Origin of the sequence: Phenylobacterium sp. (genome assembly GCF_036263695.1) — a bacterium.
GTDB lineage: Bacteria > Pseudomonadota > Alphaproteobacteria > Caulobacterales > Caulobacteraceae > Phenylobacterium.
Genome location: NZ_DATAGM010000360.1, coordinates 1 through 13,431 on the forward strand (window position 1 = coordinate 1; position 13,431 = coordinate 13,431).

The 13,431-nt window shown below is 69.8% G+C and carries 12 protein-coding genes; 5 read left to right on the forward strand and 7 right to left on the reverse strand.

Going from position 1 to position 13,431, the window contains the following annotated elements; all coding sequences use genetic code 11:
• Positions 1 to 109: 109 nt before the first annotated feature.
• The 4 genes from VHK87_RS14700 to VHK87_RS14715 all read right to left on the reverse strand — a co-directional run bounded on the left by VHK87_RS14700 (position 110) and on the right by VHK87_RS14715 (position 5,763).
• Positions 110 to 607, reverse strand: a complete 498-nt coding sequence (locus tag VHK87_RS14700) for a hypothetical protein (RefSeq protein WP_329635638.1) — start codon at positions 605 to 607, stop codon at positions 110 to 112.
• A 286-nt stretch (positions 608 to 893) separates the two neighbouring features.
• Positions 894 to 2,007 (reverse strand): peptide chain release factor 2 gene (gene prfB / locus VHK87_RS14705; protein WP_329635639.1). Its coding sequence is split into 2 segments (ribosomal slippage): positions 894 to 1,937 and positions 1,939 to 2,007, totalling 1,113 coding nucleotides; the frame shifts between segments, so codons are not numbered across the junction.
• 54 nt (positions 2,008 to 2,061) lie between these two features.
• Positions 2,062 to 4,476 carry a penicillin-binding protein 1A gene (locus tag VHK87_RS14710; protein WP_329635640.1) on the reverse strand — a complete coding sequence of 805 codons (2,415 nt, stop codon included), beginning with the start codon at positions 4,474 to 4,476 and terminating at the stop codon, positions 2,062 to 2,064.
• A gap of 93 nt (positions 4,477 to 4,569) precedes the next feature.
• Entirely contained in the window at positions 4,570 to 5,763 is a 1,194-nt protein-coding gene (locus tag VHK87_RS14715; RefSeq protein ID WP_329635641.1) for an N-acetylmuramoyl-L-alanine amidase, read from the reverse strand.
• A 395-nt stretch (positions 5,764 to 6,158) separates the two neighbouring features.
• On the opposite strand from VHK87_RS14715, the gene VHK87_RS14720 reads away from it, so the two are divergent.
• The 3 genes from VHK87_RS14720 to VHK87_RS14730 all read left to right on the forward strand — a co-directional run bounded on the left by VHK87_RS14720 (position 6,159) and on the right by VHK87_RS14730 (position 11,023).
• Positions 6,159 to 8,741: a ribonuclease E/G gene (locus tag VHK87_RS14720; protein WP_329635642.1), complete on the forward strand. Its 2,583-nt coding sequence runs from the start codon at positions 6,159 to 6,161 to the stop codon at positions 8,739 to 8,741.
• A gap of 119 nt (positions 8,742 to 8,860) precedes the next feature.
• Positions 8,861 to 10,258, forward strand: coding sequence for a M48 family metalloprotease (locus VHK87_RS14725; RefSeq protein WP_329635643.1), 1,398 nt, complete (start codon positions 8,861 to 8,863; stop codon positions 10,256 to 10,258).
• Between the two features lie 36 nt (positions 10,259 to 10,294).
• On the forward strand, positions 10,295 to 11,023 hold the full coding sequence (locus tag VHK87_RS14730) for a DsbA family protein (RefSeq protein WP_329635644.1): 729 nt from the start codon (positions 10,295 to 10,297) through the stop codon (positions 11,021 to 11,023).
• Positions 11,024 to 11,124: 101 nt separating this feature from the next.
• Here the strand turns inward: VHK87_RS14730 and VHK87_RS14735 are convergent, their stop codons facing one another.
• Entirely contained in the window at positions 11,125 to 11,490 is a 366-nt protein-coding gene (locus VHK87_RS14735; protein ID WP_329635645.1) for a hypothetical protein, read from the reverse strand.
• A gap of 231 nt (positions 11,491 to 11,721) precedes the next feature.
• On the opposite strand from VHK87_RS14735, the gene VHK87_RS14740 reads away from it, so the two are divergent.
• On the forward strand, positions 11,722 to 11,907 hold the full coding sequence (locus VHK87_RS14740) for a hypothetical protein (protein WP_329635646.1): 186 nt from the start codon (positions 11,722 to 11,724) through the stop codon (positions 11,905 to 11,907).
• Between the two features lie 42 nt (positions 11,908 to 11,949).
• Here the strand turns inward: VHK87_RS14740 and VHK87_RS14745 are convergent, their stop codons facing one another.
• The gene (locus VHK87_RS14745) at positions 11,950 to 12,738 is read right to left on the reverse strand and encodes a thiazole synthase (protein ID WP_329635647.1); all 789 of its coding nucleotides are present in this window, start codon (positions 12,736 to 12,738) and stop codon (positions 11,950 to 11,952) included.
• A complete protein-coding gene (gene thiS, locus VHK87_RS14750) occupies positions 12,738 to 12,938 on the reverse strand; it encodes a sulfur carrier protein ThiS (RefSeq protein ID WP_329635649.1) in 201 nt (66 codons plus the stop codon). The genes VHK87_RS14745 and thiS overlap by 1 nt, the downstream gene beginning before the upstream one ends.
• Positions 12,939 to 13,014: 76 nt before the next feature.
• Between thiS and aroQ the strand changes: the two genes are divergently transcribed.
• Positions 13,015 to 13,431 (forward strand): type II 3-dehydroquinate dehydratase (gene aroQ, locus VHK87_RS14755; protein WP_329635648.1); only part of this gene is annotated, 417 nt, incomplete at its 3' end.

Consider the following 13,431-nt stretch of genomic DNA (forward strand, 5'->3'; position numbering starts at 1 on the left):
CTTGGCGCCGCAGATGAACCAGGCCGGCGCGGCTTCGGCGAGCGCGGCGGACGGCGCGAGCATCGCGCCCGCACCAAGCAGGGCAAGCCACAGCTTCATCGGCGACCCTCTACTGACGGGAGACGCTGCACGTCGGCTGGCCGCGACCGCCGCAGGAAGACGCCTTGCGCGGCGCATTCTTCCACGCCTCGAACGCCGCCCTCGCCTCCGCCTGGCGGCGCGCCTCTTCGACCTTGCGCTGCTCTGAGCGTTTGCGCTCCGCCTTCTGCTCGGCTTCCTGGCGCAGGATTTGCTGCCGCCGTTCCGCGCGCTCTTCCTTTGTGGGGCCGCTCACGATCAATGCGGGGCCGTTCGAGGGCTCTGACGGCTGAGGGGCCGCGCTCGCCTGCGGCCGTTTCCCCGAATAGGGCGTGAAGTTTCCGACTGGCCCGCCGGTCAGCGCGTACTCGAACTCGAACAGCGGAACACCATCCCCCAGCCAGCGCTGGGCCATCTCCGCCCGGTACTCTTCGGCCAGCTTCCGCGTCGGCCAGCCCTCGCAACGCGGGTTCGTGACGTGCGTCTCGATGCCCGCGGCGTCGAACGACGCCTTCAGGCGCGTCTCCATCCGAGTCTCGGTATAGGCCCCGCTGGGATCGCCATGAAAATGGGTGTCGGTCCGCGTCACGCGTCCGGGCATCACCTGGGTGATGAAGGCGCGGCTGGCCGCGTTGATCCCCTCATAGGTGGAGCAGTAGGAGAACCCGGGCTCGGCGTCGGCCGGAGCCTGAGCCTGCGCTGGGCCCGCCATCAGGGTCAGCGGCAGAACCGCTCCCCGTATCCAACGCATCACTGGCATGCCCCCGCATCCGATGAGCCGAAGCTAGGGTCTGCGGCTGCGATTCGTCCACGGGCTACGCCGCCCGGGTCGCTCCCACACGTTGGGCCAATGAGGCGGCCATGAACGGGTCGAGGTCGCCGTCGAGCACGCCCTGAGTGTCGGACGTCTCCACGTCGGTGCGCAGGTCCTTGACCATCTGGTAGGGCTGCAGAACGTAGCTGCGGATCTGGTGGCCCCAGCCGATGTCGGTCTTGGAGTCCTCCAGCGCCTGCTGGGCCGCCTCGCGCTTCTGCAGCTCCAGCTCGTAAAGCCTAGCCTTCAGCATCTTCCAGGCCCGGTCGCGGTTCTGGTGCTGGGACCGTTCGGTCTGGCACGCCACAGCGATCCCGGTGGGGATGTGGGTCAGGCGCACCGCCGAGTCGGTCTTGTTGACGTGCTGGCCGCCGGCGCCCGAGGCCCGGTAGGTGTCGGTGCGCACGTCGGCCGGGTTGATCTCGATCTCGATGGTGTCGTCGACCACGGGATAGACCCACACCGAGGCGAAGCTGGTGTGCCGCCGGGCGCTGGAATCATAGGGGCTGATGCGCACCAGCCGGTGGACGCCGGCCTCGGTCTTCAGCCAGCCGTAGGCGTTGGTCCCCTTCACCTGCAGGGTCACCGACTTGATGCCGGCCTGCTCGCCCGCCGTCTCCTCGATGACGTCGACGGTCATGCCGTGAGCCGTGGCCCAGCGGGAGTACATCCGCATCAGCATCAGGGCCCAGTCGTTGGACTCGGTGCCGCCGGCGCCGGAGTTGATCTCCACATAAGCGTCGTTGCCGTCAGCCTCGCCGCTCAGCAGAGCCTCCAGCTCGGCCCGGGCGGCGCGCTCCTTCAGGGCGGCGAGCTGGGCCCGCGCCTCTTCAAGGGCCGACTCGTCGCCCTCGGCGTCGGCCAGTTCGGCGTATTCGACGGCTTCGGCCAGGTCGCGCTCTAGACTCTTCACGGCCTCGACCTGGCTCGCCAGCCGGGTCCGCTCACGCATCAGCGCCTGGGCGGCCTCGGCGTCGTCCCAGAGGGTGGGGTCTTCGACCCGGGCGTTCAGCTCGTCGAGCTTACGGAGCGCAGGTTCCCAGTCAAAGACGCCTCCTGAGCAGTTCGATCGACTGCTCGATGTCGGCCGAAGAGGCCTGCACATCCGCTCTCATGGAGAAGGCTCCGTGGGGTGTTGATGGGCCGCGCGATATAGGCCGCGGCCCGGCTCAATACAATCCGCTCATGTCGTCGGCGGCCTTGGGCGGCGGCGGCGGCGGCGGGCGAACGGCGTCGGCCGCCGTGTCAGCGCCCGAGACCCGGCCGCCCGGCCAGGCCTTGGTGTAGGGCTGCGGCCCGCGCGGCGCACGCGCCCCGCCGCCGGCGCCGGTCGAGACCGGAACCCGCGCCTGCGGCTCGGTGCCGGGTCGGAAGGCCTCGCGGACGCCGCGCACCATGCCGAACTTGGCGGTCTTCGGCGGCTTGAACTCGGTCTTCGGCCAGTCCTTGGCGGCCTCCGACATGAAGTCGATGAAGATCGGCACCGCCGCGGTCGTGCCGGTCTCGCCGTTGCCCAGGCTGCGGTTGTCGTCGAAGCCGATGAACACGCCGGCGACCACCTGTGGGGTGAAGCCGACGAACCAGGCGCTGCGGTACTCGTTGGTGGTGCCGGTCTTGCCGCCCACCGGCCGCTCCAGCACGAGGGCCGAGGTCGCCGTGCCGCGCAGCACCACGCCTTCGAGCATGGAGGTGATCTGGAAGGCGGTCACCGGATCGAGCACCTGCTCCCCGCCTGGCGGCACGCGGGGGCTCTCGTCGCCCGAGAAGCCCGCGTCGCAGCGCGGGCACTTGCGATCGTCCGCCTTGAGGATGACCTCGCCTTCCCGGTTCTGCACCAGCTCGATCAGGTGCGGGTTGATCTTGCGCCCGCCGTTGACGAAGGAGGCGTAGGCCGCGGTCAGCCGGAACGGGGTGGTCTCCCCTGCCCCCAGCGACATCGACAGGACCGGGTCCATGTTGTCGACCACGTCCATTCGCTTGGCGAGGTCGACGACCCGCCGCATGCCGACGCCCTGGGCGAGGCGAACCGTCATGGTGTTGCGCGACAGCTCCAGGCCCCGGCGCAGGGTCAGCGCGCCATAGTATTTGCGGTTGTAGTTCTCCGGCCGCCACACCGAGCCCGGCGTCGCGCCCGGCAGGCTGATGGCTGAGTCCATCACCACGCTGGACGGCGTGTAGCCGTTCTCCAGCGCCGCGGCGTAGACGATCGGCTTGAAGGCCGAGCCGGGCTGGCGGTAGGCCTGGGTGGCCCGGTTGAAGTTCTGCAGCGAAAAGGAATAGCCGCCGACCATGGCCAGCACCCGGCCCGAATATGGCTCGATGGCCACCAGCGCGCCGTTCACCGCCGGGATCTGCCGCAGGCGGAAACCGCCCTGCTCGCCCGGCTCCACGAAGATCAGGTCGCCGATGTTCAGCCCCTTGCCGGCCCGCGCCCAGGCGGCGTCCTCGCTGACCAGCTCGCCGGCCACGTTCTCGACGGTCAGCACCTTCACGCCGCCGGCGGTGTCGGTGACCACGGCGTGGCGCCACTCGGCGCGCTCGGCGGGCTTGGGGATCTTCAGCGCAGCCTTTTCCCAGCCGGGCGCGATGTCGACGCGGAACTTGGCGCCGCGCCAGCCGTGGCGGCGGTCGTAGGCCTCCAGCCCCTTCATCAGCGCCACCCGGGCGGCGGTCTGCAGCCGCGGATCGAGGGTCGTGCGCATGTAGTAGCCGCCTTCCAGCAGCTCATCGCCCATGGTCGCCAGGCCCCGGCGGCGGACCTCCTCGACGAAATAGTCGGCGTCCTTGTAGCGGGCGCGCGCCGGCGCCTGCTGGACCTTCAGGTCCTCGGCCATCGCCTTGCGGGCTTCCTCGTGGCTGACCCAGCCGAGCGAGGCCATCTCGCGGATGATCCAGTTGCGCCGCTCCAGCGCCTGCTGCTTGCGGCGGATCGGGTGATAGTTCTGCGGCCCCTTGGGCAGGGCGGCCAGATAGGCGGACTCGGCGAGGGTCAGGTCGTTGATCGACTTGCCGAAGTAGTTGTAGGCGGCCGCGCCGACCCCGTAGGACCGGTAGCCCAGCCAGATCTCGTTCAGATAGAGTTCGAGGATCTGCTCCTTGGTCAGGACCCGCTCGAGGCTGCCGGCGAGGATCGCCTCCTTCATCTTCCGGCCAAGGGTCACGTCGCTGGTGAGAAGGACGTTCTTGGCCACCTGCTGGGTGATGGTCGAGCCGCCTTCCAGGCGCCGCCCCTGCATCAGGTTGAAGACGTTCTTGATCATCGCCCGGCTGAGGCCGGCCGGATCGACCCCGCCGTGCTGGAAGAAGCTGCGATCCTCGGCGGCCATGAAGGCCTGCACCAGCTGCGGCGGCATGGCGTCGTAGGGCACGTTGATGCGCCGCTCGCGAGAGAACTCGCCGATCAGGGTGCCGTCCCAGGCGTAGGCGCGGGTCGCGGTCGGCGGCCGGTAGTCGGCCAGGTCCGCCGCGTCGGGCATGTCGTGGAACAGCCAGGCCGCATAGATCGCCAGGCACAGACCGGCGACGGCGATGGCGGAGAGCACCGTGACGCCGGCGACCGCGAGCCATCTCTCAGGGGGTTTCAAGACCGTTTCGCCTCCGCGGGGATCTCCTCCCGCCCAGGGTCGTTGCTCTAGCCCCGTTCGCGGGGGGCGCCAACGGCCAGTTGCCGCCCCGCGTCAGCGCGCCGCGAGCTTGGTCTGCTCGGAGAAGTAGGCGTCGATGGCGTCGCCGACGGCGTTCATCAGCCGGGAGCGATGGGCCTTGTCGCGCAGGTTGGCCTCATCGCGGCCGTTGGTCAGGAAGCCCATCTCCAGCAGCACGGCCGGCACGTCAGGGGCCAGCAGCACCGCAAGGCCCGCCTCCCGGTGGCTGCGGCGGAGCAGCGGGGTGTGATCGTCGATGCCGTCCAGCAGCACCTCGGCGAAGGCCGCCGAGCGGTTCTTGGTGGCCCGCTGGGTCAGGTCCAGCAGGATGTCGCGCACCCCCTCGCCGGAGGCGCTGGCGCTCATGAACCAGTCCTCCTTGTTCACGAACTTGGCCGAGCGGTGCGCGGCCTTGTCCGACAAGGTGTAGACCGAGGCGCCGCGCAGCCCGTCCTCGGTGCCGGCGTCGGCGTGCAGCGAAATGAACAGGTCCGCATCGGCCCGGCGGGCGATCTGCACCCGGCTCTCCAGCGGCACATACTGGTCGGTGGAGCGGGTCAGCACGACCTTGTAGCGGCCCTCGCGCTCCAGCCGGGCCTTCAGCGCCTGGGCGGCGGCCAGCGTGAGGTCCTTCTCGACCACCTTCTGCCCGTGCGCGCCAGGGTCCTTGCCGCCGTGACCCGCGTCGATGACCACCACCTTCTGAAGGCGCAGGGGGGCGGCGCGCACCTGGGTCGGACGGCTGGTCAGCTGCGGGGCGGCGGCCGCCTTCGCCGCAGCGGGATTGGCGGCGGCCAGGTCGATCACGTACCGATAATGGGGAATCCCGTCGGCCGGCGGCAGCAGGAACCGGCGCTTGATGCTGGCCTCCGAGGCCAGGTCCAGGCGCAGCCGCGCCGAGCCGCCGCTCTCGTCCAGCACCCAGCTCTTGACCAGGCCGTAGCGGCCGCCCTGCAGCGGCTGGTCGACGTTGACGCCCGGCAGGGCGACGACCACGCGGCGATCGCCCGAGCCGTCCGAGCTCACCCGGCCCGAGGCGGAGCTGTCGAGATCGATGACGATTCGGGTCTCTGCGGCGCTGCCGCCCACCCGCACCTTCTTCACGCCCGGAGGCGTGGCGCCGGCCTGCGAGGCGGCGAACGCGGTCAGAGCGGCGACCGCCGCCAGGCCCATGACCCCGAAGCGCACCGGCGACCGACGAAAAAGACCCCGTACGCGCGCGAGCATGCCTCGCCCCAGCCACTAACCTGAAGGGTCTGAATACTACGCAAGGCGGGGGTGCATAAATGGTTAAGCAGACGTTGCGACGGAGAGCCGCTTTCCTTTTGGCGGCCAGTGTTGCAATGTCGCGCCGCGTGAACGCGCCCGGCCCTATTCGCAGGCGCCGCGTTCGCCGACCCCCCGCGTCGCCAACGGCTGTCACCGGCCTCGACGCACTCATCCGATCGCGCGCCCAGGCGCGTCTTGGGAACACATTATGGGCAGCGTCGCACGAGCCCCATCTCGGCCTCTCACCGCCCGCGCCGTCTTTGGCGACGCGACCCGCGGACCTGCGCGCGCCCCTCATACAAACTGGCTGCGCCCTGGCCTTACGGCCCCGGCGCGCCGCGGAGATCCGCTTAATGACCAAGAAGATGCTGATCGACGCCGCCCACGCCGAAGAGACGCGTGTGGTGCTCGTCGATGGGAACCGTGTTGAAGATTTCGATTTCGAGAGCCAGAGCAGGAAACAGCTTCGGGGAAACATCTATCTCGCCAAGGTCACCCGCGTAGAGCCCTCGCTGCAGGCGGCCTTCGTCGAGTATGGCGGCAACCGTCACGGTTTCCTGGCCTTCAACGAAATCCACCCCGACTACTACCAGATCCCGGTCGCCGACCGCGAAGCCCTGCTGCGCGAAGAGGCCGAGGAGGACGACGCCCCGGTCGCGGCGCGTGAGATCGATCCCGATGACGAGGACGCGGTCGCCGCCGCGGACGACGACGACGACGTCATGGAGGAAGAGGTCGCCCGGCGCCGCCGGCGGCTGATGCGCAAGTACAAGATCCAGGAAGTGATCCGCCGCCGGCAGATCATGCTGGTGCAGGTCGTCAAGGAAGAGCGCGGCAACAAGGGCGCGGCGCTGACCACCTACCTGTCGCTGGCCGGCCGCTACGGCGTGCTGATGCCCAACACCGCCCGCGGCGGCGGCATCAGCCGCAAGATCACCACCGTCACCGACCGCAAGCGGCTGAAGACCGTGGTCCAGAGCCTGGATGTGCCGCAGGGCATGGGCCTGATCGTCCGTACGGCCGGCGCCAAGCGGACAAAGGCAGAGATCAAAAGGGATTACGAGTATCTCCTGAGACTTTGGGAGAACATCCGCGAGACCACCCTCCACTCGATCGCCCCGGCGCTGATCTACGAGGAGGAGGACCTGGTGAAGCGGGCGATCCGCGACCTCTACGACAAGGACATCGAGGGGGTCTGGGTCGAGGGCGAGGCCGGCTTCAAGGAAGCGCGCGACTTCATGCGCATGCTGATGCCGTCCCAGGCCAAGAAGGTGCAGCTCTACCGCGAGCCGACGCCCCTGTTCGTCAAGCACAAGGTCGAGGACCACCTCAGCCAGATCTATTCGCCGGTCGTGCCGCTGCGCAGCGGCGGCTACCTGGTGATCAACCAGACCGAGGCCCTGGTCGCCATCGACGTGAACTCCGGCCGCGCCACGCGTGAGCGGACTATCGAGGCCACGGCGCTCAAGACCAATATGGAGGCGGCCGAGGAGGCCGCCCGCCAGCTGCGCCTGAGGGACCTGGCCGGCCTGATCGTCATCGACTTCATCGACATGGATGAGTCGAAGAACAACCGGGCCGTCGAGAAGAAGCTGAAGGACTCGCTGAAGGACGACCGGGCCCGCGTGCAGATGGGCAAGATCAGTCCCTTCGGCCTGATGGAGATCTCCCGCCAGCGCCGGCGCACCGGCGTGCTGGAGGGCACGACGCATGTGTGCGAGCACTGCGCCGGCACCGGCCGCGTCCGCTCGGTGGAATCCAGCGCCCTGGCGGCCCTGCGCGCCGTCGAAGTCGAGGCCTTGAAGGGCCCCGGCGAGCTGACCCTGAAGGTCCCGCGCGCCGTCGGCCTCTACATCCTCAACGAGAAGCGCCAGCACCTGGCGCGGCTGCTCGAGACCCTGGGCCTGTTCGTCACCGTGGTGATCGACGACGCCCTGCCCCACGCCGAGCACGAGATCGAACGGACCTCCTCCGAGCCGCGGCCCGACCACGTGCCGGTGGCCCCCGCGCCGATGACGGCCTACGCCCCGCCCGCCGAGGATGAGGAGTTCGACGACGAGGCCGAGGACGAGGAAATCGAAGCGGCCCTTGACGAAGAGGACGAGGACGAGGCCGAGCCCCAGGCCCGCGCGCCCCGGCGTGAGGCGGAGACGGGCGACGCAGAAGGGGGACGCGGCGGCCGCCGCCGCCGCCGCCGTCGTGGTCGCCGCGGAGACGAGCCGCGCGACCCCGGCGAGGCCGCTGAGGTTTCGGAACGCCAGGTGTTCGAGGTCCGCGAAGGCCGCCCGCCTCGCGACGACGACGAGAGCCAGGGCCGCCGCCGACGCCGCGGCCGCCGCGGCGGTCGCCGGATGCGCGAGGAAGGCCGTCCGGCCGACGTCTACGCCTGGATCCGCCCCTGGGCGCCCTGGGGCGAAGACCCCTTCGTCTGGCACGATCCGGCCGAGGACCTGCGCCCCGCGTCCGCCGCTGAGGCCGAGCGGGCTCCAGCCCGCGCGCCGGAGCCGGTGAGCGCCGTCGCGCCCGAACCGGTCGCCGAGACCGCGCCGGCTGCAGCGCCGGCGGTTGCTGGCCCTGCGGACGACATGTGGGTCGAACTGCCGGCCGCCGAGGAGAAGCCCAAGCGCGCCCGCCGTCCGCGCAGCCGCGCCAAGGCCGCTTCGGCCGCCGAGGACGCCGCTCCGGCGACCGAGGACGCCGCTGCGCCGGTCGCTGTCGCTGAGGAGACCCCTGTCCCCGTCGCCGAAGCTCCGCCGGAGCCAGCTCCTCCCGCGCCGGAACCTGCGCCCGCCCCGGCCGTCGAGCCGGTCCGCGAGCCGGAGCCGGCGATGGCCGAGGCGCCGGCGCCCCGCGCCCGTCCGGTCCCGCAGGAGGATCCGGCCGAGATCTCGGCCCCGCCGCCCGCCCCTCGCCGAGGCTGGTGGCGCCGCGGCTAAGCGTCTAGGCTCCAGGCTGAGCCGCTCTGCGGCTTGAGTTGGAGCCTGTCCGTTCGCTTCCGGCGGCTGCGCCGGAAGCGGACAGGACCCCGGGGGGGAGCGTTCGGAGATTGTACGGCATGGCCGCCCCTAAGTTCTGGTCCCGCCTGGCGTCCGCCCTCGCCGTCGCCGCCTCGCTTCTCGTCCCGCCCGCCCAGGCGCAGGCGCAGGGGATGTCGCTGATCCGCGACACCGAGATCGAGGCGACGCTGCGTGGCTACCTCGACCCGCTGATCGTGGCGGCCGGGATGGAGCCGCAGAACGTCGAGTTCCTGCTGATCGGCGACAAGGACCTGAACGCCTTCGCCGGCCCCAGCGTCATCGGCCTGCACACCGGCCTGATCCTGGAATCGGAAACGCCAAACCAGATCCAGGGCGTTCTGGCCCACGAGGTGGGCCACCTCTCGGGGGGCCACTCCGCCCGCTCGGGCGAGATGAACCGCGCGGGCTTGCGCCCCTTCCTGCTGACCATGGGCCTGGGGGTCCTGGCCGCGCTCGCCGGCTCCGGCGAGGCCGCCGCGGGTCTGGTCACCAGCGCCCCCTACTTCGGCACCCTCGGCGCCCTTGGCCATTCGCGCGAGCAGGAGCACCGCGCCGACCAGGCGGGCGCCCAGATCCTCGAGCGGGCCGGCGTGTCGGGCAAAGGCCTCGTCGAGTTCTTCAACAACTTCCGCTACCAGGAGGTGTTCAGCGAGGCCCGGCGCTACGCCTACTTCCGCAGCCACCCGATCTCCTCGAACCGGATTTCGGCCCTCGAGGCCAAGGTGCAGACGCTGCCGTCCTACAACAAGGAATCGCCGCCGGAGATGATCGCCGAGTACAAGGTCATGAAGGCCAAGCTCGACGGCTTCCTCAATCCCGGTGTGGCGATCACCAAGTACGGCGAGAAGGACACGAGCTATCCGGCGCGCTACGCACGCTCGATCGCCTACTACCAGCTCAAGCAGCCCGACAAGGCGCTGAAGATCATCGACGAACTGCTCGTCGAGCAGCCCACCAACGCCTACCTGTGGGAGCTGAAGGGCCAAATCCTGTTCGAGTTCGGGCGGGCCAAGGAAGCCGAGGCGCCGCAGCGGCGCTCCGTCGAGCTGATGCCCGAGGCCCCCCTGCTGCGCATCAACCTCGGCCAGACCCTGATCGCCCTCGGTGAGCCGGCCAAGCTGGACGAAGGGATCGCCGAGCTGCGCAAGGCGGTGACCCAGGAAGAGGACAACGCGGTGGCCTGGCGGCTGCTGGCGGAGGCCTACGACCGCAAGGGCGAAGAGGGCCTCGCCCGGCTCGCCACCGCCGAATACAACTTCGCCATCGGCCAGGCTGAGCAGGCCCGGGTCTTCGCCATGCGGGCCCGGGAGAAGTTGTCGAAGGACACGCCGCAATGGCGCCGCGCCACCGACATCGTGCTGGCCTCCGAGCCCTCCAAGGACGATCTGCGCGATCTGGCCAAGGAAGGCTCGATCGCCCGCGGCTCCATCCGCTGACCTTGGTTTAACCCGTCCTGGGGCCATCTTACGTCCATGAGTTTCCGAATCGCCCTGGCGCTCGCCGCCGCCGCCCTCGCCGTGTCCGGCTGCCAGCGCACCTCCGACGAGGCCTTCGGCCAGAAGGTGCGCGCCTACCTGCTCGAGAACCCCGAGGTGCTCGTGGAGGTCAGCCGCAAGCTGGAGGAGAAGCGCACCGCCGAGGCCGCCAACCTCGCCAAGGCCGGCTACGAGAAGCACAAGGCGGCGCTCGAGCGCGACCCGCGGGACCTGGTCGCCAACCCGAACGGCGCCATCACCGTGGTCGAGTTCTACGACTACAAGTGCGGCTACTGTAAGCTGGTGGCCCCGGAGATCGCGACGCTGATCCGCGAGAACCCGGACGTGCGCTTCGTCTTCAAGGAGTACCCGATCTTCGGCGGCGACTCGCTGGTGGCGGCCCAGGTGATGGCCTCGCCGGCGGTGAAGCCCAAGGCCTTCGAGCTGCATCAGCGGCTGATGGCCGAAAAGGCCCTCGACGCCGCCGCCATTCAGCGCAATCTCGTCGCCGTCGGGCTCGACCCGAACGCGGTCAAGGCCTCCGCCGAATCCGACGCGGTGAACAAGCACCTGAGCGACAACCACCAGCTGGCCGAGGCGCTCGGGATCCAAGGCACGCCGCACTTCATAGTCGGCGGCGCGTCGGTGTCCGGCGCCGACATGGACGCTCTGCGGCTGGCGATCGCCCGGGCCCGCGCCGGCGGCGGGCAGCAGGCGGCCAGCTAAGAAAAAGCCGCCCGCCCCGGCAGGGGCAGGCGGCGAGGATGGGCCGATGAAACCGGGGGGATCAGGTGGTTCGCCGGCCGGGTATGACGCCCCGCTAGAGCCTATTTCTCCTGGCAGGCTCCCGATCCCGTGGTCAGGGTGCAGCCGCGCTCGCAATACAGGCGCGCGGTGTTGCCGGCCCCGTCCGTGCACTCGGCCACCGCCACCCCGGTGGCGCAGGTCCCTTTCCCGTTGCCGGTGGAGAGCTTGTAGGTGACGTTGCCGCAGGTCTTCTCGATGGACGCCAGGGCGTAGCGCACCGGCGAGCCCAGCTTCTTCGGCGCCGGCGCGGCGGTGTCGGCCTGCGCCAGGCGGATGGTCACGCCCCGGTCGGCCGGCGGCGTCTGGCCGGCGGCCGTGTCGGCGATGGTGGCGGCGACCGCGATCGCGACCACGGCGCCCACGGCCAGCTCCAGCGGCTTCATCATCTTGCTTCCGTCCCTGCTTTTCTCGACGCGGCCCCCGCCGCCCCTTTGTTGGACGGCTGTTTAGGAGCGCTCGCAGAAGGCGAGCAGATGCACCGTCGCACGGCGAAAGGCGCCACTGTTGCAGCGCTTGTCTGCAACCGGTGCAGGCGCGGTTGCATGGCGATGCATTTCGGGGAACAGGGGTTCGGTGCGGTCGGTTGTGCCCTCGATCAGTACGAGGAGTTCCCCCCTATGGCCGACCCTAACACCGACCGCTCCGCCCCGCAGGGCGAGACCCAGCCAGGCGTCCAAGGCGCCGACGGCCGCAAGGACGAGCCGGTCCGCCCCGTCCACCGGCACGACGACAAGTCGGAAAAGGGCGGCCAGATCGCCCAAGATCAGCAGCAATCCACCGGCGTCGGGCCGGGGCAGTCCTAAGACGGGTCCCTACCTCCGCCGCGGGCGGCCGGAGGTAGGGCCTCAGATCATTCCGGACAGCGGACTCGAAGGGTCTGCGTACATGCGCTTCGGCATGCGGCCGGCCAGGTACGAGTCGCGGCCGGCGATCACGGCGTGCTTCATCGCCTTGGCCATGCGGATGGGGTCCTTGGCCTCGGCGATGGCGGTGTTCATCAGCACCGCCTCACAGCCGAGCTCCATGGCCAGCACCGCGTCCGAGGCCGTGCCCACTCCGGCGTCCACCAGCACGGGAACGCTCGACTGCTCGATGATCAGGCCGAGGTTGAGGAAGTTCTGAATCCCCCGCCCCGAGCCGATCGGCGCGCCGGCCGGCATGATCGCCGCGGCCCCCGCCTCTTCCAGCTTCCTGGCGTAGACCGGATCGTCGTTGGTGTAGACCATCACCTGGAAGCCCTCGGCCACCAGCAGCTTCAGCGCCCGCAGGGTCTCTTCCATGTCGGGCAGCAGGTGCTTGGTGTTGGACAGCACCTCCAGCTTGACCAGGTCCCAGCCGCCGGCCTCGCGCGCCAGGCGCAGGGTCCGCACCGCCTCCTCGCCCGTGTAGCAGCCGGCGGTGTTGGGCAGGAAGGTGAAGCGGTCCGGCTTCACATGGTCCACGAGCATCGGCTGGCTGGGGTCGGACAGGTTCACCCGCCGCAGCGCCACAGTGACGATCTCGGCGCCGGCCGCCTCGGCCGCAGCGGCGTTCTGGGCGTAGTCCTTGTACTTGCCGGTGCCCACAATGAGCCGCGAGCGGAAGGTGCGTCCCGCGACGGTCCAGGTGTCTTCAGCTTGCAAGGCGCCGTCCATCATCCCCCTCCCACGAACTGCACGATCTCGATCCGGTCGCCGTCGGCGATCGGGGTCCTGGCGTAGACCGAGCGGGGTACGATCTCGAGGTTGCGCTCCACGGCGACCTTGCGCGGATCCAGGCCGAGCGCCGTCACGAGACCGGCGATATCGCGGACCTCGTCGAACGCCCGGGTCTCTCCGTTGATGGTCAGGGTCATCATGGGCCTATACGCCAAGTGCTTGTGACCCCTGCGCTCCGCCGGTACAAGACGCCGGAATCGACCGCGGGGCCGAATGTCGAAACCGATCTATGTGCTGAGCGGCCCCAATCTCAACCTCTTGGGCGTCCGTGAGCCGGAGATTTACGGAAAACACACCTTGGACGACGTGCGAGCGGCCTGTGAGGCCCGCGCCGCCGCGCTCGGCCGCACGGTCGTGTTCCGTCAGTCGAACCATGAGGGCGAGCTCATCGACTGGGTGCAGGAGGCCAGAGAAGCCGCCAGCGCCCTGGTCATCAATCCCGCAGCCTACGGTCACACATCCATCGCGTTGCTGGACGCGCTGAAGATGCTCGCTATTCCCATCGTCGAGTGTCATCTGTCGAACCCGGCCGCGCGGGAGGAGTTCCGCAGGCACACCTATGTCTCCCTCGCCGCCACAGGCCTGGTTTCAGGCTTCGGGGCGAGAAGCTACGAACTGGCCGTCGAGGCC